Origin of the sequence: Mycobacterium sp. (genome assembly GCF_032162605.1) — a bacterium.
In the GTDB taxonomy this organism is placed as follows: domain Bacteria; phylum Actinomycetota; class Actinomycetes; order Mycobacteriales; family Mycobacteriaceae; genus Mycobacterium.
In genome coordinates this window covers 1-20,822 of record NZ_JAVROT010000210.1, presented here as the reverse complement: position 1 = coordinate 20,822, position 20,822 = coordinate 1, and the positions used below count along the sequence as shown (strand labels likewise).

The following is a 20,822-nucleotide window of genomic DNA, read 5'->3' as shown; positions in this document are numbered from 1 at the left end:
GACGCGTGTTGCGATGGACCACAGCTGGTGAATCCCACGGCCGCGCCTTGGTGGCCCTGGTCGAGGGTATGGTCGCTGGCCTCGAGATCACGTCGGAGGACATTGCCGGGCAGCTGAAGCGCCGCAGGCTGGGCTACGGCCGCGGCGCCCGGATGAAGTTCGAGGCCGACGCGGTCACCGTGCTGGCCGGGGTACGTCACGGACTCACCCTCGGCGGTCCGATCGCCATCGAGATCGGCAACACCGAGTGGCCGAAGTGGGAGACCGTGATGGCGGCCGACCCCGTCGATCAGGCGGACCTCGACGGAGCACGGAACGAGCCGCTGACCCGGCCGCGGCCAGGGCACGCCGACTACGCGGGCATGCTCAAGTACGGCTTCGACGACGCGCGCCCGGTGCTGGAGCGCGCCAGCGCCCGCGAGACCGCCGCCCGCGTTGCCGCAGGCACCGTCGCCAGGGAGTTCCTACGCCAGGCGCTCGGAGTCGAGGTGGTCTCACACGTCATCGCGATCGGCGCGTCGAAGCCCTATGACGGGCCGCCGCCGCGGCCGGAGGATCAGGCGCGCATTGATGACAGTCCGGTTCGTGCGTTCGACGAAGCGGCTGAGCAGGCCATGATCGCCGAGATCGAGGACGCCAAGAAGGACGGCGACACGCTCGGCGGCGTCGTCGAGGTCGTCGTTGACGGGCTGCCCGTCGGCCTTGGGTCGTTCACCAGTGGCGACAACCGGCTCGACAGTCAGCTGGCCGCCGCCGTGATGGGAATCCAGGCCATCAAGGGCGTCGAGATCGGCGACGGCTTCGAGACCGCACGCCGCCGTGGCAGCGTGGCCCACGACGAGATCTACCCAGGCCCCGACGGGGTGATGCGCTCGACCAACCGCGCAGGCGGTCTGGAGGGCGGCATGACCAACGGTCAGGCGCTGCGGGTGCGGGCCGCGATGAAGCCCATTTCGACGGTGCCGCGGGCACTGGCGACGGTCGACATGACGACCGGTGAGGAAGCCGTTGCCATTCACCAGCGCTCCGACGTGTGCGCGGTGCCCGCCGCGGGCGTCGTCGTCGAGACGATGGTGGCGCTGGTGCTGGCCCGTGCCGCGCTGGAGAAGTTCGGCGGCGACTCGCTGGCCGAAACCAAGGCCAACGTCGGCGGCTACCTGGCGAGCGTCACCAAACGCCAGCATGTGGTCGAACCAGTGCAGGCGTCGGGCTGATGGCGCCAAGGGCCGTGCTCGTTGGCATGCCCGGGTCGGGCAAGTCCACCATCGGGCGCCGCCTCGCGAAGGCACTTGGCGTGCCTCTGCTCGACACCGACGCCAAGATCGTCGAGACCACGGGCCGCAGCATCGCGGACATCTTCGTCGAGGGGGAGGCCCAGTTCCGCCGCATCGAGGCGGACGTCGTCTGCGCGGCGCTGGCCGAACACGACGGGGTGGTCTCGCTCGGAGGCGGCGCCATCACGACGCCAGAAGTCCGTGACGCGCTTGTCGGCCACACGGTCATCTATCTCGAAATCAGTGCCGCCGAGGGTGTTCGGCGCACTTCGGGAGGAACGGCCAGGCCGCTGCTCGCGGGTGCCGAACCCGGGGAGAGGTTCCGCGAGTTGATGACTCAGCGCGTCCCGCTGTACCGGCAGGTGGCGACCCTGCGGATCAACACCAATCGGCGCAACCCCGGGGCGGTGGTGCGCCACATCGTGCAACGGATGGAGAGCGCGACCCCTGAACGGCCGCATGCGAAGCGCCGCCGCAGGCCGGCGTGGCGCAGACTCCCCACGGTCCTGAACCCCGCACCCACCACAGAGGCGCCGCCTAGCCCCGCGGCGCTGGCCCGTCGAGCAGAGGCGCGCAATGACTGAACCCGTCACCGTCGACGTCCTGGTCGACCGCCCCTACCCGGTGATCATCGGGACGGGCCTGCTCGACGACCTGACCCGCGTGCTCGACGGCCGCCACCGGGTGGCCATCCTGCACCAGCCGGCGCTGAACCAGACCGCCGAGGTGATTCGGAACCATCTGTCCGACAAGGGAATCGACGCGCATCGCATCGAGATCCCAGACGCGGAGGCGGGCAAGGAGCTTCCGGTCGTTGGCTTCATCTGGGATGTGTTGGGACGCATCGGCATCGGGCGTCAGGATGCGGTCGTGAGCCTGGGCGGCGGCGCGGCCACCGACGTCAGCGGATTCGCCGCGGCCACGTGGCTGCGCGGCGTCGACGTCGTGCACGTGCCGACCACGCTGCTGGGCATGGTGGACGCCGCAGTCGGCGGTAAGACCGGAATCAACACCGACGCGGGCAAGAACCTCGTCGGCGCGTTCCATCAGCCAGTCGCGGTGCTCGTCGACCTGGCGACACTGGAGACGTTGCCGCGCAACGAGATCGTGGCGGGCATGGCGGAGATCGTCAAGGCCGGATTCATCGCCGACCCCGTGATCCTCGACATGATCGAGGCCGACCCGGAGGCGGCGCTCGACCCCAGGGGTTCGGTACTGCCCGAACTCATCCGGCGCTCGGTGGTGATCAAGGCCGAGGTCGTCGCCGCGGACGAGAGGGAATCGCAACTGCGTGAGATCCTCAACTACGGACACACCCTGGCCCACGCGATCGAGCGCCGCGAGCGCTACCGGTGGCGCCACGGCGCAGCGGTGTCGGTCGGGCTGGTCTTCGCGGCGGAGCTGGGCAGGCTGGCCGGGCGCCTCGACGACGAGACCGCCGATCGCCACCGCACCGTCCTGACGGCCCTTGGTCTGCCTGTGACCTACGACGCCGATGCGTTTCCGCAGCTGCTCGAGTACATGGCCGGCGACAAGAAGACCCGTTCCGGCGTCTTGCGATTCGTGGTCCTCGAGGGTATGGCCAAGCCGGGACGGCTCGAGGGCCCGGATCCCGCGCTGCTGGTCGCCGCCTACTCGGAGATCGCAGCCCAATGAACGACTCGGTGACCGTCAACGTGCTCAATGGCCCCAACCTCGGCAGGCTCGGGCGCCGTCAACCGGAGGTCTACGGCAGGACCACGTACGGTGACCTGGTCGGAATCATCGAGCGCGAAGCCACCGAGCTCGGGCTGAAAGTCCTGGTGCGACAGTCAGATAGCGAGGCCGAGCTACTCGGCTGGGTCCACGACGCCGCCGACGCGGGGGAGCCCGTCGTGCTCAACGCCGGTGCGTTGACCCACACCTCGGTGGCGCTTCGGGACGCATGTTCGGAGCTGACAGCGCCGCTGATCGAGGTTCACATCTCGAACGTGCATGCGCGCGAAGAGTTTCGGCACCAGTCATACCTGAGTGCCATCGCGACGGGCGTGATCGTCGGACTCGGCGTGCAGGGCTACCTGCTCGCCCTGCGCTACCTCGCCGAGAGCGGCTAGGAGTTCTTCTCGAGGTTCACCGGGGTGGTCTTGTCGCCGGTGGAGGCGCCGGAGTGCACTGGCGTCTCGTTGTCGCGGACGGCCTCGAACACGTCGGTGTCGGCGCGGTCGCCATCGACGGTGTGACGCTGAACCGGCGGGGCATTGCGATCCACGAGAGCACGGCCCAGCGCCACACCTCCGATGGCGAAGACGAACATCAGCAGCGCGGTGAACGCGGCGAAAGTGGTCACCTCGTTGAGCAGACCCTCGGCGTACAGGTTCTCGTAGAAGAGCGAGATGAACCACGCCACGAAGCCGCTGACGATGCCCGCGAACAGACCACCCAGAAGCCAGGCCATGGCGAGGTCGGCCCGGCGGTCGGGATCGGGATTGTCCTGCGCGTCGCCGCGGCCGTCCATCAAACCCCACAGGAACGCCGCGATGGCGAACACCGCAACCAGGATCACGCTGATCAATAGCGCCTGGCTCTCCATCAGGTTGATCAGGGCTCCCTGAAGCAATCGGATGATGACCATCAGGGCCGCGAACACCAGTCCGCGCAGCAACCACTTACTCATGGGGGCACAGCGTAGCGAGTACCGTCGGGCGCTGTGACGATTTCACAGCGCAGGGGCCGCCTGCGTCGCAGACTCGCCGCCGCCGAGTTGGACGCAATGCTGGTAACAGACCTGGTCAACGTGCGATATCTGTCCGGTTTCACCGGATCGAACGCCGCGCTACTGATTCGTGTCGACGACGAGGTTCCGGTACTCGCGACAGATGGCCGGTACCAGACGCAGGCCGCCCAGCAGTCCCCTGATGCCGAGATCGTCATCGATCGGTCCTGTGGGCCCCATCTGACGGCCGTTGCGGCCGCGAGCGGGGTGCGACGGCTCGGCTTCGAGAGCCACGTGGTGACGGTCGACGGCCACGTGCTGTTGAAGAAGGCCGCGGGCGACGTCGAATTGCGGAGGGCGGCGGGCGCGGTCGAAGCGCTTCGTGAGGTCAAGGACGCCGGCGAGATCGCGTTGCTGCGGTTGGCGTGCGAGGCCGCCGACGCGGCGCTCGCCGACCTGGTGGCGGCGGGCGGTCTACGGCCCGGTCGCACCGAGAAGGAGGTGGGGCGCGACCTGGAGTCGCGGATGCTCGACCACGGTGCCGACGGCGTGTCCTTCGAGACGATCGTCGCCGCAGGCCTCAACTCGGCAATCCCTCACCACCGGCCGACCGATTCCGTGCTGGCGGCGGGCGACTTCGTGAAGATCGACTTCGGTGCGCTGGTCGCCGGCTATCACTCGGACATGACGCGCACGTTCGTCCTCTCACCGGTGGCGCAGTGGCAGCTCGACGTCTACGACCTGGTCGCCACCGCTCAGCGGATGGGCACCGACGCGCTCGCGCCCGGGGTGTCGCTGTCCGACGTGGACGGGGCGTCGCGCCAGGTCATTGCTGATGCGGGCTTCGCGGAGAACTTCGGTCACGGCCTTGGTCATGGTGTCGGGCTGCAGATCCACGAAGCGCCGGGAATCAGCGCCTCATCCGCCGGTACACTGCTTGCTGGCTCCGCGGTAACCGTGGAGCCCGGTGTCTATCTGCCCGGCCATGGCGGTGTCCGCATCGAGGACACGCTGGTCGTGGGCAGTGACGATGCACCCACACCTGAGTTGCTGACCCGGTTCCCCAAGGAACTGGCGATTCTCTAAATGAGGCTAGGAGTAGTACCGACCGTGGCATCGACCGCCGACTTCAAGAATGGGCTCGTCCTGCAGATCGACGGCCAGCTGTGGCAGATCACCGAGTTCCAGCACGTCAAGCCTGGCAAGGGCCCCGCGTTCGTGCGAACCAAGCTCAAGAACGTCCTCTCCGGAAAGGTCGTCGACAAGACGTACAACGCGGGCGTCAAGGTGGAGACCGCCACTGTCGACCGCCGCGACACCACGTACCTGTACCGTGACGGCACCGACTTCGTGTTCATGGACTCCCAGGACTACGAGCAGCACCCGCTGCCGGAGTCCCTCGTCGGTGACGCGGCGAACTACCTGCTCGAGGGCATGCCGGTGCAGGTTGCGTTCAGCGAGGGTGCGCCGCTGTACCTGGAGCTGCCGGTGACGGTAGAGCTGCTCGTCTCCCACACCGATCCCGGCCTGCAGGGTGACCGGTCCAGCGCGGGCACCAAGCCCGCCACGATGGAGACCGGTGCCCAGATCAACGTGCCGCTGTTCATCAACACCGGCGACAGGCTCAAGGTCGACTCCCGCGACGGCAGCTACCTGGGTCGGGTGAATGCCTGACCGTCGCGCGGACCGTGGCCGCCACCAGGCCCGCAAGCGCGCGGTCGACCTGCTCTTCGAGGCAGAGGCGCGCGGACTGACGGCCGCCGAGATCGCCGACGGACGCAACACCCTGGCGGAAGGCGACTCCGAGGTGTCGACCCTGAACCCGTATACGGTCACCGTCGCACATGGTGTCACCGAGCACGCCGCGCACATCGACGATCTGATCTCCGCCCACCTTCAGGGCTGGACGTTGGAGCGACTGCCCGCGGTCGATCGGGCAGTGCTACGGGTGGCGGTGTGGGAGCTGCTTCACGCCGACGACGTTCCCGAGCCGGTCGCGGTCGACGAGGCGGTCGAGCTGGCCAAGAGCCTGTCCACCGACGATTCGCCGGGGTTCGTCAACGGCGTCCTCGGCCAGGTGATGTTGGTGACCCCACAGATTCGTGCTGCTGCGGCCGCCGTGCGGAGCAGCCCCGAGGGGTTGTGATGGCGGCGCCGCCGAGGACGCCTGGGGCGGCTGTCGGCGTGGACCTGTTCTGCGATTCGTCCCGCTGCACCAAGACCGTCGACAACGGCGGGCTCGCGCAGATGCAACGTCTGCTGCAGTTCGGCCGGGGGTTGTCGCGGTCGATCTAGGGCGCGGCCCCCTCGCCTCCGTAGCCCGGTAGCTCTATCGAGTCAGCGGTGGTGAAGTACTTCTTGGCGGCGAATGAGCGAAACGGCCAGCGCTGCATCCACTTCATCACCAACGCCGTGACCACGATACCGGAATTCGACATCGGTGCGAAGCCGTCGATGCCTGCAGGCAGATTCTGGCAATTATCGATGTAGGGCCGCATCAACCTGCCGTAGTTCGCGAGCGCGCGTTCAACGTGTTCGATGGTGAGAGTATCTGCCGCGGGCCCCAATTCGCCCGCCAGGAGGTAGGCGCCGACCAGCGCGAGGCTGGTTCCCATGCCGCTCAACGGTGAGGCGCAGTAACCCGCATCGCCAACGAGGGTCGCTCGGCCCGACGAGAAGGTTTCCATGTGCACCTGAGCGAAGGCGTCGAAGTAGAAGTCGTCCGCGCCCTCGGCGGCCGCCAATAGCGCATCGCACTGCCAGCCCGCGCCGGCGAACCTCTCCACGAGCAGTTGTCGCTGAGTGTCGAGGTCGTGTCGGTCGTAGTTCAACGGTGCGGACCGAAAGGCCAAGCCCGCCTTGGCGTTCGCCTGATCATGCGATGGGCGCATCGAGGCGTTGATGCCGCCCGCGGCCTGGTACATCAGGTACCAGCCGTCGAGGCCCACACAATCTGGTGCGGTGAACCACGCGTGATAGCCGCCCAGCGGCTTGACGAATCGGTCCTCCGGCCCAAAGACCAGCCCTCGTACCGACGAGTGGGGACCGTCAGCGCCGACGACCAGGTCGGCCGTGAGCCGGGTGCCGTCGGTCAGTGTCGCGTCCACGCCCTCGTCGTTGGAGTGCAGCTCGGAAATGCGTGTGCTGAAACGATACTCGACGCGGTTCCTGGTGGATTGGTACAGCACGTCGACAAGGTCGCCACGCAGGATCTCGAGCTTGGAGACCACGCCGTTGCCGTCGAATGCCTCGACCGGCATCTCCGCCCGACGCCGTCCGTCCGGCGCCACCCAGGCGATGCCGGCTTGGTCCATCGAACGGCGCTTCAGTTCATCGAGCAGTCCCATGCGCTGCACCACGTCCGCACCGGCGCCGCGCAGGTCCACGGTTTGACCTCCCGGGCGGATTCCCGGTGCCGACTCGACGACCACGACCCGATAACCGTTGCCTGCCAGCCAGAAGGCCAGCGCGGGCCCTGCGATTCCGGCACCACTGATCAATACGGTCGGCTGCGTCATAGCCTAAGCGTATGTTATACGCATTCAAGCGGCAGTGAACCCGTAAGGTGTTCGCGAGGAACGGGTATGCACGCGGCGCTGCGATCACGCAGGGCGACATCCACATCGCAGACGTGAGCACCGAAAGCTTCATCGAGGTCATGGTCACCAGTGCCCTCAGCCCGCTGCGCGTCGTCGAGTCACTCCACTATCTGGTGCCCGATTCGGGAACCATCGGCATCATGTCGTCGCGACAGGGCAGCATCTCGCAGAACACCCGGGGCGGGCACGAGGTCTACCGAGCCAGCAAGTCGGCGCTCAATCAGTTGTTCCCGCAGCTTCGCGGCCCGTCACGCCGACGATCCGCTGACGCTGCTGCTGATCAATCCCGGTCACGTGAAGACCGAGCTCGGCGGCGACGGCGCCAAGTTGACGGTGCACGACAGCATCCCCGGTGTCGTCGACGCCATCGTCGCCCACGCCGGCGAAGGCGGCCTGCAGTTCCTCGACTACCAGAACCACGTCGTGCCGTGGTGACTCGTGGCCATCGCATAACAGGCCCACATCGCGCACCAAGGTAGCGGGCGTTCAATCGCCGTATGAAGCGCGAAACGTCCCCCGTCACAGCCACTGTCGTCATCGTGCTGGACGGCGACACCGATGCCGGCTATCAGCTGGCGCGCATACTACTGGCCGAGGGGCGCCGGGTGGCAGCCGTCGCCCGCCATCCCGGTGACGCGGTCAGGGTCATGCACGGCCATCCAGCCGATCGAGTCATGGTGATCGCCGCAGACACGGCGGATCAACGCCAATGGGGCCTTGTCATCGAGCGGGTGATGGACAGGTTCGGCCGCATCGACACGGTCGTGCGCGCCGAGGACACCGCGTTGCGCGCCTCGGCCTGAGTCGGGCGGAGTCAGGCCTCCAGCGCCTCGTAGGTGCGGCGCACGAAGCGCGGCTGAGCCGCCTGCAGCTTGGCCAGCGAGGTATTGCCCGCGACCGCCGCAGCCGCCGCGTCGGAGCTCAGATCCGGCAGGTTCTGAATGAGGTACAGCATGACGAGGTCCGCCGAGGGGTCGGCCTGCCACCACGTGCCGTAGGCGCCCGGCCAACTGAACGTGCCCAGGCCGCCAGGCCCGTACAGCTGGCGCGACTGCGCGGCATCGGTCACCACCGACAGGTTCAGCCCGAAGCCGCGACCCCGCCAGAACGGCATGCCCAGGAACGGAAACTTCTTCTGCTCGTCGGTCAGCCGGTCGGTGCGCATCAGCCGTACCGATTCTTCCGAGAGCACCCGCACACCGTCGACCTCACCACCACCGAGCAGCATGCGGGCGAAGGCGAGGTAGTCGTCGGCCGTCGACCACAGTCCGGCGCCGCCCGCGCAGAACGTCGGCAGCGTCACCGGCGCGGGTCCCATCGCATCGTCGCGCAGCGTGCCGGTCTCGTCGAGCTGGTACATGGTGGCCGCACGCCTGCGCCCCTCCACGCTGACCGCGAAACCGGTGTCGGACATGCCGAGAGGTTCGAGAATCCGGGTCGCCAGCACCTCGGCGAGCGGCTTGCCTGCGATCCTGGACAGGGCGATGCCCAGCACGTCGGTGGCGTGGCTGTAGGTCAGGCGCTCACCGGGCTGGTGGGCCAACGGCAGCTTCGCCACTTCGGCGAGCCAGCGGTCCTCATCCTGTCGGAACATCAACTTGCCGTACGCCCGGCTGAGTGGCGGGCCGACCGAGAACGCGTACGCAAGCCCGCTGCGGTGCGTCATCAGGTCGTCGAACGTGATCGGCCGGCGCAGGGGCACGGTCTGGTCCAGCGGCCCGCACCCCTCGGCCATTACGCGAAGATCGGCGAGCTCGGGCAGATGGGCTGCGACGGGATCGGTCAGCGCGAACACGCCCTCTTCGATCATCGACATCGCGGCGGCCACCGTCACCGGCTTGCTCATCGACGCGATCCGGAAGATGGTGTCGCGCTGCATCCGCAACCCGGCGTGGACGTCGGAAAAGCCGAGTTCGTTGACCTGCAACACCTTGCCGGCCTGCCACACCAGGGTGACGGCGCCTGCGAGCAGACCCGCGTCGATCGCCTCGCGGATGGACGCCTGGTTACCGTCGAGATTCACCGGGCCAGCTTAGTCAGCGACCCTGGGGGCGTACGCGGGTGATAAGCTGCCGCGGAAGTTCGACGTCCTTTAACGATCCGTCCCGAGAGGCGGAGAAGGAGGTCCAGGTCAGTTATGGCTGCCCCCCGCCCCGACCGGGAATTGATGTCCGCCGCAGACGTGAGCCGGACCATCTCGCGCATCGCTCATCAAATCATCGAGAAGACCGCACTCGACGGTCCCGACGCGCCACGCGTCGTCCTGCTCGGCATCCCGACCCGCGGCGTCACGTTGGCCGCGCGGCTCGCGCACAACATCACCGAGTTCTCCTCCGTCACCGTCAAGGCGGGGGCCCTCGACGTCACGCTCTACCGCGACGACCTGAACTTCAAGCCGCCGCGCCCGTTGGAGGACACCTCGATTCCCGACGGCGGTGTGGACGACGCCGTGGTGGTCCTGGTCGACGACGTGCTGTATTCCGGCCGCACCGTGCGGGCCGCCCTCGATGCGCTGCGCGACGTTGGCAGGCCGCGCGCGGTGCAGTTGGCCGCCCTGGTCGATCGCGGTCACCGGGAACTGCCGTTGCGCGCCGACTACGTCGGCAAGAACGTGCCCACGTCCCGCAGCGACAACATCAAGGTCTTGTTGACCGAACACGACGGCCGCGACGGTGTGCTGATCGCCAACACCGGGGGGCCCGTGCGATGACCAGACATCTGCTCTCGGCGGCCGGCCTGTCGCGCGACGAGGCGACTGCGATCCTCGACGACGCCGACCGGTTCAGCCAGGCACTGCTCGGCCGCGAGGTCAAGAAGCTGCCCACTCTGCGGGGTCGCACCGTGATCACGATGTTCTACGAGAACTCGACGCGGACCCGGGTGTCGTTCGAAGTCGCGGGCAAGTGGATGAGCGCCGACGTGATCAACGTGAGCTCGTCGGGATCGTCAGTGGCCAAGGGCGAATCGCTGCGCGACACTGCCCTCACGCTGCGCGCGGCCGGTGCCGATGCGCTGATCATCAGGCATCCCGCTTCCGGTGCGGCGCAACAACTCGCGGAGTGGACGGCGGAGGGGGTCGATCGGCGGGGAGCGGAGCGACTCGGGGAACTGGATCGGCGGGCAGGAGCGGAGCGACTCGGGGAACTGGTGGGTGGGCCCAGCGTGATCAACGCCGGTGACGGCACACACGAGCACCCCACCCAGGCGCTGCTGGACGCGCTGACGATCCGCCAGCGGCTCGGCTCTGTCGAGGGCAAGCGCGTCGTCATCGTCGGCGACGTCCTGCACAGCCGGGTGGCGCGGTCGAACGTGCTGCTGCTGTCGACCCTCGGCGCGGAGGTGGTGCTCGTCGCACCGCCGACCTTGCTGCCGGTGGGGGTGGAGACGTGGCCGGTCACCGTGTCCCACGACCTCGACGCCGAACTGCCCGCGGCCGACGCGGTGCTGATGCTGCGGGTGCAGGCCGAGCGGATGAACGGCGGGTTCTTCCCGTCGGCCAGGGAGTACTCGGTGCTCTACGGACTCTCCGAGAAGCGATCGGCCAAGCTCTCGGCCCACGCCGTGGTCCTGCACCCTGGACCGATGCTGCGCGGCATGGAGATCGCGTCATCGGTGGCCGACTCATCGCAATCCGCGGTGCTGCAACAGGTTTCGAATGGTGTCCACGTCCGGATGGCGGTGCTCTTCCACCTGCTGGTCGGCGCGGGCGCGGAGGTGAATGCGTGACGGTTTTGATCAAGGGTGTACTTCTATACGGCGAAGGCGACCCCGTCGACGTGCTGGTCGACGACGGGCAGATCGCCGACATCGGTGCGGACCTCACGGCGCCGGACGACGCCGACGTCATCGATGCGAGCGGCAAGGTCCTACTGCCCGGCTTCGTCGACCTGCACACCCACCTGCGCGAGCCCGGCCGCGAGTACGCCGAGGACATCGAAACCGGCTCGGCGGCAGCCGCTCTCGGCGGGTTCACCGCGGTGTTCGCCATGGCCAACACGAACCCCGTGGCCGACAGCTCCGTCGTCACCGACCACGTCTGGCACCGCGGACAACAGGTCGGCCTGGTGGACGTGCATCCGGTCGGCGCCGTGACGGTCGGTCTGAAGGGCACGCAGCTCACCGAAATGGGTCTGATGGCCGCCGGGGTGGGCCGGGTGCGGATGTTCTCCGACGACGGCATCTGCGTGCACGACCCGCTCGTCATGCGGCGGGCGCTCGAGTACGCCAGCGGCATCGGCGTGCTCATCGCCCAGCACGCCGAGGAGCCGCGGCTCACGGTCGACGCCGTCGCCCACGAGGGCCCGAACGCAGCCCGACTCGGGCTGGCGGGCTGGCCACGCTCCGCCGAGGAGTCAATCGTCGCGCGCGACGCGATCCTCGCGCGTGACGCCGGGGCGCGCGTGCACATCTGCCACGCCTCCACCGCGGGCACTGTCGAGCTCGTCAGATGGGCCAAGGAGCAAGGCATTTCGATCACCGCCGAGGTGACGCCGCACCATCTGCTTCTCGACGACGCCAGGTTGCAGACCTACGACGGGCGCAACCGCGTCAATCCGCCGTTGCGTGAGGCCAGCGATGCGGTGGCATTGCGGCAGGCACTCGCCGATGGGGTCATCGACTGCGTGGCCACCGATCACGCGCCGCATGCCGAGCACGAGAAGATGTGCGAGTTCGCGGTTGCGCGGCCCGGCATGCTCGGTCTTCAGACTGCGCTGTCGGTGGTCGTCGAAACGATGGTGCGGCCTGGCCTGATCACGTGGCGCGACGTCGCGAGGGTCATGAGTGAGGCGCCCGCCCGCATCGTCGGACTGCCCGACCAGGGCAGGCCCCTGGAGGTCGGCGAGCCCGCCAACCTGACGGTCGTCGACCCCGATGCGACCTGGACCGTCAGCGGTGCCGAACTCGCGAGCCGGTCGGACAACACTCCGTACGAAGCCATGACCCTGCCTGCGGCCGTGACGTTGACGTTGTTGCGCGGCAAAGTCACCGCACGCGACGGGAAGAGCCCGGCATGAACGGCCAGCGAGTAGCGAAGCGGATCGCGCATGAATGACGCCACGCTGATCGCCTGCCTCATCATGGCCGCCCTGCTGGCCCTGCTGATCGCGTTCTTCATCCGACAGATACTGCGTGGCTGGTTCCACCGGGCGCAGCGGCAGGCGGAAATGATCGGCACGCTGCCGCCGTTGCCCGACACCGTTGGGCCCGCGATCATCCCGGCGACCAAGGGACTCTACGTCGGAAGCACGATTGCGCCGAGTTGGCAGAACCGCATCGCCGTGGGCGGCCTGGGATTCCGGAGCAAGGCGGTGCTGACCCGCTATCCCGAGGGAATCATGGTGCAGCGCAGCGGCGCGGGCCCGATCTGGATACCCGACGAATCGATCACGGCGATCAGGACCGAGCGGGGCATCGCGGGCAAGGCGCTCACGTACGACGGCATCCTCGCCATCCGCTGGAAGCTGCCGTCGGGCACCGAGATCGACACCGGGTTCCGCGGCGACGACCGCCGCGAGCTCGCCAACTGGGTAGAGGAGGCGGCGTGAGTGTCGGCAGCGAGAAGCGGAGCGGATCGCGCATGGGGATAGACAAGGCCGTACTCGTCCTGGACGACGGACGGACGTTCACCGGCACCACTTTCGGCGCGGTCGGGCAAACTCTGGGGGAGGCAGTGTTCTCCACCGGAATGTCCGGGTATCAGGAGACCCTGACCGACCCGAGCTATCACGGCCAGATCGTCGTCGCGACGGCGCCGCAGATCGGCAACACGGGGTGGAACGGTGAGGACGGCGAAAGTCGTGGTGACAAGATCTGGGTCGCCGGGTACGCCGTTCGGGATCCCTCGCCGCGAGCCTCGAACTGGCGGGCTACCGGAACGCTCGACGACGAGCTCGTTCGCCAGGGAATCGTCGGGATCGCCGGGATCGACACCCGCGCCATCGTGCGCCATCTACGCTCGGCCGGCTCGATGAAGGCGGGCGTGTTCTCCGGTGGCGCGCTCGCCGGTGCATCCGGGGGTGTCGACGAACTGCTGAATCGGGTGCGCAGTCAGCCGTCGATGCTGGGCGCCGATCTCGCAGGCGAGGTCAGTACCTCGTCGACCTATGTCGTGGAACCCGCTGGGCCACCGCGATTCACGGTCGCCGCGCTCGACCTTGGCATCAAGACCAATACTCCGCGCAACTTCGCCCACAGGGGCATCCGCAGCCACGTGCTCCCGTCGAGCACGACCTTCGAGGAGCTCGCCGAGCTTCGGCCCGACGGCGTGTTCCTGTCCAACGGCCCCGGCGATCCGGCGACCGCCGACCACGTCGTGGGCGTGACGCGCGAGGTGCTGGCTGCGGGAATCCCGTTGTTCGGCATCTGCTTCGGCAACCAGATACTCGGTCGGGCGCTGGGCCGCTCGACGTACAAGATGGCCTTCGGCCACCGCGGTATCAACGTGCCGGTGATCGACCACACCAGCAGGCGTGTCGCGATCACGGCGCAGAATCACGGCTTCGCGCTCGAAGGCGAGGCGGGTGAGGAGTTCGACACCGCGTTCGGCCGCGCGACCGTCAGCCACACATGTGCCAACGACGGGGTCGTCGAGGGCATCAAACTGCTTGATGGAAGAGCGTTCTCGGTGCAATACCACCCGGAGGCCGCTGCGGGTCCGCACGACGCCAACTACCTGTTCGACCAGTTCGTCGACCTGATGGCGGGGGAGAAATAGTGCTGTCCCCATCTCCCGCGAGCGTGCGTGTCTGTACGCGACGCGCCGTGCTTTTCCGTACGGACACGCGCGCTCGCGCGGGAATGGGAGTGCGCTAGTGCCACGTCGCGCAGACCTCAACCACGTGCTGGTGATCGGATCGGGGCCGATCGTGATCGGACAGGCGTGTGAATTCGACTACTCGGGCACCCAGGCCTGCCGCGTCTTGCGGGCCGAGGGCCTGCAGGTGAGCCTGGTCAACTCCAATCCGGCGACGATCATGACCGACCCCGAGTACGCCGACAACACTTACGTCGAGCCCATCACCGCGGCGTTCGTCGAGAAGGTGATCGCCCAACAGGCCGAGCGCGGCAACAAGATCGACGCACTTCTCGCCACCCTCGGCGGTCAGACCGCGCTCAACACAGCCGTTGCGCTGTACGAGAATGGTGCGCTGGACCGACACGGCGTCGAACTCATCGGGGCGGACTTCGAAGCTATTCAGCGTGGCGAGGACCGACAGAAGTTCAAGGACATCGTCGCCAAGGTTGGTGGCGAGTCGGCGAAGTCGCGGGTCTGTTTCACCATGGACGAGGTCCGCGAAACGGTCGAGGAGCTGGGGCTGCCCGTCGTGGTCCGGCCGTCGTTCACGATGGGTGGCCTCGGTTCGGGGATGGCGTACAGCGCCGAGGACGTGGACCGGATGGCGGGCGACGGGCTGGCCGCCTCGCCTAGTGCGAACGTGCTGATCGAGGAGTCCATCTTCGGGTGGAAGGAATTCGAGCTCGAGCTCATGCGCGACAGCCGCGACAACGTGGTCGTCGTGTGCTCCATCGAGAACTTCGATCCGATGGGTGTGCATACCGGCGACTCGGTCACCGTCGCACCGGCGATGACGCTGACCGACCGCGAGTACCAGAAGATGCGCGATCTCGGCATCGCGATCCTACGCGAGGTCGGCGTGGACACCGGCGGTTGCAACATCCAGTTCGCCGTCGACCCGGCGGACGGCAGGCTCGTCGTCATCGAGATGAACCCACGCGTCTCGCGATCGAGCGCACTGGCATCCAAGGCCACCGGCTTCCCGATCGCGAAGATCGCCGCCAAGCTCGCGATCGGCTACACCCTCGACGAGATCGTCAACGACATCACCAAGGAGACCCCGGCCTGTTTCGAGCCGACACTCGACTACGTCGTCGTCAAGGCGCCGCGGTTCGCCTTCGAAAAGTTTCCTGGGGCCGATCCCACCTTGACGACGACGATGAAGTCGGTCGGCGAGGCGATGTCGTTGGGTCGCAACTTCATCGAAGCGCTCGGCAAGGTGATGCGCTCGCTCGAGACCCCGGGGCGCGGAGGTTTCTGGACTGGCGACGATCTCGATCTCTCCGTGGACGAACTGCTGGAGCGTCTCAGAACGCCGATGGACGGTCGCCTCTACGACATGGAGCAGGCGCTGCGCCAGGGCGCCACGGTCGAGGACGTATCCGCTGCTTCGGGCGTCGACCCGTGGTTCGTCGACCAGATCGCGGGCCTGGTCACGCTCTGGGCCGAGCTCTGTGAAGCACCCGTGCTCGACGAAGAACTGTTGCGCAGGGCCAAACACAGCGGCCTGTCGGACCGTCAGATCGCGGCTCTGCGAACGGAACTGGCCGGCGAGGATGGCGTCCGGGCGCTGCGTCGTCGATTGGGCATCCATCCCGTCTACAAGACCGTCGACACCTGCGCAGCTGAGTTCGAGGCCAAGACGCCGTATCACTACAGCAGCTACGAGTCCGATCCCGCGGCCGAGACCGAGGTGGCACCGCAGATCGAGAAGCCCAAGGTACTGATTCTCGGATCGGGCCCCAACCGCATCGGCCAGGGGATCGAGTTCGACTACAGCTGCGTGCACGCCGCGACCACGTTGAGCGAAGTCGGGTTCGAGACCGTCATGGTCAACTGCAACCCCGAGACGGTGTCGACCGATTACGACACCGCGGACAGGTTGTACTTCGAGCCGCTGACCTTCGAGGACGTCCTCGAGGTGTACTACGCCGAATCTGCCTCGGGTGCAGGTGGTCCCGGGGTGGTCGGGGTCATCGTGCAGCTCGGCGGCCAGACGCCGCTCGGTCTCGCGCAGCGACTCGCCGACGCGGGCGTGCCCATCGTCGGCACCAGCCCCAAGGCGATCGATCTGGCAGAGGACCGCGGCGAGTTCGGTGAGGTGCTCAAGAACGCCGGGCTGCCCGCACCGCGTTTCGGGATGGCGACCAGCTTCGAGCAGGCTCGCCGCATCGCAGCAGACATCGGCTATCCCGTCCTGGTGCGCCCGTCCTACGTGCTCGGTGGACGTGGTATGGAGATCGTCTATGACGACGAGACGTTGCGCGGGTACATCACTCGCGCCACCCAGCTCTCGCCCGAACATCCCGTGCTGGTCGACCGATTCCTCGAGGATGCGATCGAGATCGACGTGGACGCCTTGTGCGACGGCGCCGAGGTCTACATCGGCGGTGTGATGGAGCACATCGAGGAGGCGGGCATCCACTCCGGTGACTCGGCTTGCGCACTTCCGCCGGTGACGCTGGGCCGCCAGGACATTGCGGCGGTTCGGCACGCCACCGAGGCGATCGCCCACGGCATCGGCGTGGTGGGCCTGCTGAACGTGCAGTACGCGCTCAAGGACGACGTGCTCTACGTCCTGGAGGCCAACCCCCGCGCCAGCCGCACGGTGCCGTTCGTCTCGAAGGCCACCGCGGTGCCCCTGGCGAAGGCATGCGCCCGGATCATGTTGGGTGCCACGATCGCCCAGTTGCGGGAGGAGGGCCTGCTGGTCGCGACCGGTGACGGGGCCAGTGTCTCGCCGAACTCCCCGATCGCGGTGAAGGAGGCGGTGCTTCCGTTCAACCGATTCCGCAAGGCCGACGGCTCGCAGGTGGATTCGCTGCTCGGCCCGGAGATGAAGTCCACGGGCGAGGTCATGGGAATCGACCGCGACTTCGGCACCGCGTTCGCCAAGAGCCAGACCGCGGCATACGGCTCGTTGCCTGCGCATGGCACGGTGTTCGTCTCGGTGGCCAACCGCGACAAACGCTCACTGGTGTTCCCGGTCAAGCGGCTTGCCGATCTCGGCTTCCGCGTGCTGGCCACCGAGGGCACCGCGGAGATGCTGCGCCGCAACGGCATTCCCTGCGATGAAGTACGCAAGCACTTCGAGGAGCCGAGCCCCGACCGACCCGCGGTGTCGGCGGTCGAGGCGATCCGTGCGGGTGACGTCGACATGGTGATCAACACGCCGTACGGGAATTCGGGACCACGCATCGACGGTTACGAGATCCGGTCCGCGGCGGTGGCGATGAACATTCCCTGCGTCACGACGGTGCAGGGCGCGTCAGCGGCGGTGCAGGGTATCGAGGCGGGCATTCGCGGCGACATCGGCGTGATGTCGCTGCAGGAGCTGCACAGCCGGCTCGGTGCGCAGAAGTGACCGGTTTCGGGGCGCGGCTGGCCGCCGCGGCGGCGGAACGGGGCCCGTTGTGCCTGGGCATCGACCCGCATCCGGAACTGCTGACGGCATGGGGCCTGCCGGTGGACGTCGACGGGCTCAGCACGTTCTGTGACGTCTGCGTCGAGGCATTCGCAGGCTTCGCCGTCGTCAAACCCCAGGTGGCGTTCTTCGAGAGTTACGGCGCAGCGGGATATTCCGTGCTCGAGACCGCCATCGCCGAACTGCGCGACGCCGGCGTGCTGGTGCTGGCCGACGCCAAACGCGGCGACATCGGCACCACCATGGCGGCCTACGCCGCCGCGTGGGCGGGCGACTCGCCGCTGGCTTGTGATGCGGTGACGGCCTCTCCCTACCTGGGCTTCGGCTCGCTGAGGCCGCTTCTCGAAACCGCAGCCGAGCACGACCGCGGCGTATTCGTACTGGCTGCGACCTCCAACCCGGAGGGCGCGAGCGTGCAACGCGCAGAGATTCACGGGCGGACGGTGGCCCAGTCGGTCGTGGACGACGTGAGCGCCGAGAATTGCGGCACTGGAACGGGTTCCGTCGGGGTCGTCGTCGGCGCGACCCTGACCGAACTACCCGATCTAAGTGGGCTCGGCGGTCCAGTGCTGGTGCCGGGGGTCGGTGCTCAAGGGGGGCGACCGGATGCGCTTCGCGGATTCGGTGGTGCGGCGCCAGGGACGTTGCTCCCGGCCGTCTCCCGGGAGGTGCTGCGGGCCGGCCCCGACGTCGCTGCGGTGCGGGCGGCCGGAGAGCGGATGCGCGACGCCGTGGCGTATCTGACCCGTTAGGCCGACGACGGCCGCACCCGGCCTCGGAAATGCAAGCGACGGGCCACCGTTGTCGATGACCCGCCGCCTCGTAATTTAATGGCTTACAGCGGAATCCAGACGGGGCCGAACCAGAATCCCCAGCCTTGGCCGTTGCCTGCCTGCATCGGGGTGACCTGCTGGCCGTTCCAGTTGAACGGCTGGTGGTCCTGACGGCCCTGGTCAACCCCGCGACCATGCCAGTCGACGGGTCCTTGGTTGTTGTTAGGACCCCAGTTGTTGTTGGGTCCTTGGTGGTTGTTGTTGGGCCCTTGGTTGTTGTGCTGGTCCTGCCCGCAGGGCGGCCGGTTCGGTGCGTTGCAACCCGGTCCGGGATCTGCTGCCGCCGTGCCAAGGCCAACGCCGAACAACCCGGCGAGTCCTACTCCGGCAGCTAGTGTCGATGCGTATACGGCTCGCTTGAAGGTCATCAGTGTCACTCCACTCATATCGTATGCGGGGCGCGAGTTCGCCTCGTGGACATGACGTTAAGTGGCGGACATGGGCTGACCCTTGGGCGAGGATGGGCGCCCGCTGTGCATTCGGTAACAGAAGGAGAACTGTTTGCCATCAGGAGGATTGCGGCACCTTCGACGTGAGGACGAAGAGCAGGGACGGCAACGCCAGCTCCACGGCGAGCATTGCCCAGTAGAAGGCGTTGGGCGGCCCGGAGATGGCCACGGATGCGAGCCGCGCAAGGCCGCCCAAGAGGAACGCTCCGGCCAGCAGATTCAGTGGCCGTCGTTTGCTCTCGATGCCCGGCACGCACCACAGGAAACCGAACCCGTAACAGAGGAACATGGCGGCGAAGAAGCGGTGCTCGCCCTCCGCCGTCGCGTTGAGTGGACTGCCGCCGATGACGGCGCCACCGCCGAGGATCAGGTGCCCCGTGGCTATTCCGACCACCGCCACACCGATGATCGCCACCAGAATCTGAGTCGTTCGCCGCATTGCGAGCACCTCCTCGAAGGATCTACTACGCACTGTAGTTGACTATCTCGGGAGGGGGCAACGCCCAAAGTGCGGCCGGTGCTTTCACACCGGCCGCACCTTCGCTTCGACGTAGGTCAGACGATCACAGCGGGATCCAGATGCCGAGAAACCAGAAGCCCCAGTTGTTGTAGTCCTGGTTGAAGATCGGCTGCACCCACTGGTTCTTGTAGTTGAAGGGCTGATGGTCGTTCCGACCCTGGTCGATGCCGCGCCAGGCCAGGTCCGGCGGAGGTGGTCCCCACTGCGGCCCACCTGGGCCGCCGTGGTAGCCAGGCCCACCGCCCGGGCCGCCTGGGCCGCCGAATCCACCGGGCCCACCCGGTCCGCCGTGGTCATCGGGTCCGCCGGGTCCACCTGGACCGCGGCCATCAGGCCCGCCGGGTCCGCCCCGCTGTTGGGGCGGCGGACTACCGGGTCCACCAGGGCCACCACCGGGTTCACGCTGCCCACCAGGTCCGCCTGGGCCGCCCTGGTCCTGATGCTGGGGGCCACCCTGCCCACCAGGGCCGCCTTGTCCGCCCCCCGGCCCTTGGCACGTGCCGCCCTGCGGCCCGCACGGCGAGGGCCCCGGCTGGGCGGCCGCGAAACCGACACCAGTCGTCAATGCGGACACACCGACGCCGATGGCGATGGCGGACGCACACGTCGCGCGTTTGAGATGCATGGCATCTTTCCTTTCGAGGCTTCATTTTGAAGGGATCAACCCCGACCCCGGCAAAACGCTATGCAGGAAACCTGTGTGCCAGCTATCTCCTGTATGTGAGTGAAGTACGTGACGGGGGTAACCCAAGTGACGGACGTGGCTCGAACGTCACGCGTCGCGCTGCCGCCGACACGCCCGACACGCGGTGACCAGCGAAATTCTCATCAAGAGGGTCCCTTCGGGTACCGGCTCGGCGCCCTCGCCGCCAGCCTCCCCGGCAATCCGGACGTGCCGGGCCCTCCAAAACCATTGATATGCAGGCACATCGCGTGCGAGTCAGACCCCACCCGGGCCCGTGCAGGCATGGCGGTGAAATACTGGCGATCGCCCTACACGCTGCGCTTTTGACCCCGTAACTCGGGGGGTGGGGTTAGCTTTCGTCAGCGGCCGTGGGTACGGTCGTCGACGCTGGCTGGTTCTCTAACCAGTCAAGACACAACTAGATGATGGCCAGTACGAAGATGGCGAGAGACGGAGGAACCCGTGGCCCTTCCCCAGTTGACCGACGAACAGCGCGCGGCAGCGTTGGAGAAGGCTGCTGCCGCACGTCGAGCGCGAGCTGAATTGAAGG

The 20,822-nt window shown here is 67.5% G+C and carries 23 protein-coding genes and 1 pseudogene; 18 read left to right on the top strand and 6 right to left on the bottom strand.

Features of this window, described 5'->3' with window-relative positions; translation table 11 throughout:
- The first annotated feature begins 5 nt into the window (after positions 1-5).
- Genes aroC through aroQ form a run of 4 tightly spaced genes read left to right on the top strand, consistent with a single transcriptional unit; the run spans position 6 to position 3,367 of the window.
- Complete coding sequence (gene aroC, locus QOI01_RS13285; RefSeq protein ID WP_526381603.1) at positions 6-1,214, top strand: chorismate synthase; 1,209 nt, start codon at positions 6-8, stop codon at positions 1,212-1,214.
- Positions 1,214-1,858 carry a shikimate kinase gene (locus tag QOI01_RS13280; RefSeq protein ID WP_526381601.1) on the top strand — a complete coding sequence of 215 codons (645 nt, stop codon included), beginning with the start codon at positions 1,214-1,216 and terminating at the stop codon, positions 1,856-1,858. Before aroC ends, QOI01_RS13280 begins: the two co-directional genes overlap by 1 nt.
- Entirely contained in the window at positions 1,851-2,930 is a 1,080-nt protein-coding gene (aroB, locus tag QOI01_RS13275; protein WP_526381599.1) for a 3-dehydroquinate synthase, read from the top strand. The genes QOI01_RS13280 and aroB overlap by 8 nt, the downstream gene beginning before the upstream one ends.
- Positions 2,927-3,367 (top strand): type II 3-dehydroquinate dehydratase, encoded by a 441-nt coding sequence (gene aroQ, locus QOI01_RS13270; protein ID WP_526381597.1) that lies wholly within the window; start codon positions 2,927-2,929, stop codon positions 3,365-3,367. The genes aroB and aroQ overlap by 4 nt, the downstream gene beginning before the upstream one ends.
- Here the strand turns inward: aroQ and QOI01_RS13265 are convergent.
- Positions 3,364-3,927 carry a B-4DMT family transporter gene (locus tag QOI01_RS13265; RefSeq protein ID WP_526381595.1) on the bottom strand — a complete coding sequence of 188 codons (564 nt, stop codon included), beginning with the start codon at positions 3,925-3,927 and terminating at the stop codon, positions 3,364-3,366. The two genes, aroQ and QOI01_RS13265, sit on opposite strands and share 4 nt — an antisense overlap.
- Before the next feature lie 33 nt (positions 3,928-3,960).
- Here QOI01_RS13265 and QOI01_RS13260 point away from each other — a divergent pair, with 33 nt between their 5' ends.
- From QOI01_RS13260 to QOI01_RS13245, 4 genes are read left to right on the top strand one after another with little or no spacing between them, the layout of a single operon-like run.
- Positions 3,961-5,052, top strand: coding sequence for a M24 family metallopeptidase (locus QOI01_RS13260; RefSeq protein ID WP_526381593.1), 1,092 nt, complete (start codon positions 3,961-3,963; stop codon positions 5,050-5,052).
- Positions 5,053-5,076: 24 nt separating this feature from the next.
- Positions 5,077-5,640, top strand: coding sequence for an elongation factor P (gene efp / locus QOI01_RS13255; protein ID WP_526381591.1), 564 nt, complete (start codon positions 5,077-5,079; stop codon positions 5,638-5,640).
- Positions 5,633-6,112 carry a transcription antitermination factor NusB gene (gene nusB / locus QOI01_RS13250; RefSeq protein WP_526381589.1) on the top strand — a complete coding sequence of 160 codons (480 nt, stop codon included), beginning with the start codon at positions 5,633-5,635 and terminating at the stop codon, positions 6,110-6,112. The genes efp and nusB overlap by 8 nt, the downstream gene beginning before the upstream one ends.
- On the top strand, positions 6,112-6,261 hold the full coding sequence (locus QOI01_RS13245) for a hypothetical protein (protein ID WP_526381587.1): 150 nt from the start codon (positions 6,112-6,114) through the stop codon (positions 6,259-6,261). The genes nusB and QOI01_RS13245 overlap by 1 nt, the downstream gene beginning before the upstream one ends.
- On the opposite strand, the gene QOI01_RS13240 is transcribed toward QOI01_RS13245, so the two are convergent.
- Positions 6,258-7,484 carry an FAD-dependent oxidoreductase gene (locus tag QOI01_RS13240; RefSeq protein ID WP_526381585.1) on the bottom strand — a complete coding sequence of 409 codons (1,227 nt, stop codon included), beginning with the start codon at positions 7,482-7,484 and terminating at the stop codon, positions 6,258-6,260. The two genes, QOI01_RS13245 and QOI01_RS13240, sit on opposite strands and share 4 nt — an antisense overlap.
- A 375-nt stretch (positions 7,485-7,859) precedes the next feature.
- Here QOI01_RS13240 and QOI01_RS13235 point away from each other — a divergent pair, with 375 nt between their 5' ends.
- Both QOI01_RS13235 and QOI01_RS13230 read left to right on the top strand, forming a co-directional pair.
- On the top strand, positions 7,860-8,000 hold the full coding sequence (locus QOI01_RS13235; protein ID WP_526381583.1) for a hypothetical protein: 141 nt from the start codon (positions 7,860-7,862) through the stop codon (positions 7,998-8,000).
- Positions 8,001-8,062: 62 nt separating this feature from the next.
- A complete protein-coding gene (locus QOI01_RS13230; protein ID WP_526381581.1) occupies positions 8,063-8,368 on the top strand; it encodes an SDR family NAD(P)-dependent oxidoreductase in 306 nt (101 codons plus the stop codon).
- A gap of 11 nt (positions 8,369-8,379) precedes the next feature.
- Here the strand turns inward: QOI01_RS13230 and QOI01_RS13225 are convergent, their stop codons facing one another.
- On the bottom strand, positions 8,380-9,588 hold the full coding sequence (locus tag QOI01_RS13225) for a serine hydrolase domain-containing protein (RefSeq protein WP_526381579.1): 1,209 nt from the start codon (positions 9,586-9,588) through the stop codon (positions 8,380-8,382).
- A 114-nt stretch (positions 9,589-9,702) separates the two neighbouring features.
- Between QOI01_RS13225 and pyrR the strand changes: the two genes are divergently transcribed.
- The 7 genes from pyrR to pyrF all read left to right on the top strand — a co-directional run bounded on the left by pyrR (position 9,703) and on the right by pyrF (position 18,537).
- On the top strand, positions 9,703-10,275 hold the full coding sequence (gene pyrR / locus QOI01_RS13220; RefSeq protein ID WP_526381577.1) for a bifunctional pyr operon transcriptional regulator/uracil phosphoribosyltransferase PyrR: 573 nt from the start codon (positions 9,703-9,705) through the stop codon (positions 10,273-10,275).
- On the top strand, positions 10,272-11,291 hold the full coding sequence (locus tag QOI01_RS13215; protein WP_526381575.1) for an aspartate carbamoyltransferase catalytic subunit: 1,020 nt from the start codon (positions 10,272-10,274) through the stop codon (positions 11,289-11,291). Before pyrR ends, QOI01_RS13215 begins: the two co-directional genes overlap by 4 nt.
- Positions 11,288-12,580, top strand: coding sequence for a dihydroorotase (locus QOI01_RS13210; protein WP_526381573.1), 1,293 nt, complete (start codon positions 11,288-11,290; stop codon positions 12,578-12,580). Before QOI01_RS13215 ends, QOI01_RS13210 begins: the two co-directional genes overlap by 4 nt.
- Positions 12,581-12,610: 30 nt before the next feature.
- On the top strand, positions 12,611-13,111 hold the full coding sequence (locus QOI01_RS13205) for a PH-like domain-containing protein (RefSeq protein ID WP_526381571.1): 501 nt from the start codon (positions 12,611-12,613) through the stop codon (positions 13,109-13,111).
- Between the two features lie 38 nt (positions 13,112-13,149).
- Complete coding sequence (gene carA / locus QOI01_RS13200; protein ID WP_526381623.1) at positions 13,150-14,280, top strand: glutamine-hydrolyzing carbamoyl-phosphate synthase small subunit; 1,131 nt, start codon at positions 13,150-13,152, stop codon at positions 14,278-14,280.
- Positions 14,281-14,377: 97 nt separating this feature from the next.
- Positions 14,378-17,725, top strand: coding sequence for a carbamoyl-phosphate synthase large subunit (gene carB, locus QOI01_RS13195; protein ID WP_526381569.1), 3,348 nt, complete (start codon positions 14,378-14,380; stop codon positions 17,723-17,725).
- Positions 17,722-18,537 carry an orotidine-5'-phosphate decarboxylase gene (pyrF, locus tag QOI01_RS13190; protein WP_526381567.1) on the top strand — a complete coding sequence of 272 codons (816 nt, stop codon included), beginning with the start codon at positions 17,722-17,724 and terminating at the stop codon, positions 18,535-18,537. The genes carB and pyrF overlap by 4 nt, the downstream gene beginning before the upstream one ends.
- An 83-nt stretch (positions 18,538-18,620) precedes the next feature.
- Here pyrF and QOI01_RS13185 read toward each other — a convergent pair whose 3' ends face one another.
- The 3 genes from QOI01_RS13185 to QOI01_RS13175 form a co-directional block, all read right to left on the bottom strand.
- Positions 18,621-18,986, bottom strand: coding sequence for a hypothetical protein (locus QOI01_RS13185; protein ID WP_526381565.1), 366 nt, complete (start codon positions 18,984-18,986; stop codon positions 18,621-18,623).
- 139 nt (positions 18,987-19,125) lie between these two features.
- Positions 19,126-19,506, bottom strand: coding sequence for a DUF4345 family protein (locus QOI01_RS13180; RefSeq protein ID WP_526381563.1), 381 nt, complete (start codon positions 19,504-19,506; stop codon positions 19,126-19,128).
- A gap of 124 nt (positions 19,507-19,630) precedes the next feature.
- A complete protein-coding gene (locus QOI01_RS13175) occupies positions 19,631-20,212 on the bottom strand; it encodes a hypothetical protein (RefSeq protein WP_526381561.1) in 582 nt (193 codons plus the stop codon).
- Positions 20,213-20,734: 522 nt separating this feature from the next.
- On the opposite strand from QOI01_RS13175, the pseudogene mihF reads away from it, so the two are divergent.
- Positions 20,735-20,822, top strand: a pseudogene (gene mihF, locus QOI01_RS13170) (integration host factor MihF); the annotation flags it as partial.

Excerpts from the sequence above, each read along its gene's own strand:
- QOI01_RS13280 (WP_526381601.1), top strand. The coding sequence starts at position 1,214 with ATGGCGCCAAGGGCCGTGCTCGTTGGCATGCCCGGGTCGGGCAAGTCC.
- aroB (WP_526381599.1), top strand. The coding sequence starts at position 1,851 with ATGACTGAACCCGTCACCGTCGACGTCCTGGTCGACCGCCCCTACCCG.
- aroQ (WP_526381597.1), top strand. The coding sequence starts at position 2,927 with ATGAACGACTCGGTGACCGTCAACGTGCTCAATGGCCCCAACCTCGGC.
- QOI01_RS13265 (WP_526381595.1), bottom strand. The coding sequence starts at position 3,927 with ATGAGTAAGTGGTTGCTGCGCGGACTGGTGTTCGCGGCCCTGATGGTC.
- nusB (WP_526381589.1), top strand. The coding sequence starts at position 5,633 with ATGCCTGACCGTCGCGCGGACCGTGGCCGCCACCAGGCCCGCAAGCGC.
- QOI01_RS13245 (WP_526381587.1), top strand. The coding sequence starts at position 6,112 with ATGGCGGCGCCGCCGAGGACGCCTGGGGCGGCTGTCGGCGTGGACCTG.
- QOI01_RS13240 (WP_526381585.1), bottom strand. The coding sequence starts at position 7,484 with ATGACGCAGCCGACCGTATTGATCAGTGGTGCCGGAATCGCAGGGCCC.
- QOI01_RS13230 (WP_526381581.1), top strand. The coding sequence starts at position 8,063 with ATGAAGCGCGAAACGTCCCCCGTCACAGCCACTGTCGTCATCGTGCTG.
- pyrR (WP_526381577.1), top strand. The coding sequence starts at position 9,703 with ATGGCTGCCCCCCGCCCCGACCGGGAATTGATGTCCGCCGCAGACGTG.
- QOI01_RS13215 (WP_526381575.1), top strand. The coding sequence starts at position 10,272 with ATGACCAGACATCTGCTCTCGGCGGCCGGCCTGTCGCGCGACGAGGCG.
- QOI01_RS13205 (WP_526381571.1), top strand. The coding sequence starts at position 12,611 with ATGAATGACGCCACGCTGATCGCCTGCCTCATCATGGCCGCCCTGCTG.
- QOI01_RS13185 (WP_526381565.1), bottom strand. The coding sequence starts at position 18,986 with ATGACCTTCAAGCGAGCCGTATACGCATCGACACTAGCTGCCGGAGTA.
- QOI01_RS13180 (WP_526381563.1), bottom strand. The coding sequence starts at position 19,506 with ATGCGGCGAACGACTCAGATTCTGGTGGCGATCATCGGTGTGGCGGTG.
- QOI01_RS13175 (WP_526381561.1), bottom strand. The coding sequence starts at position 20,212 with ATGCATCTCAAACGCGCGACGTGTGCGTCCGCCATCGCCATCGGCGTC.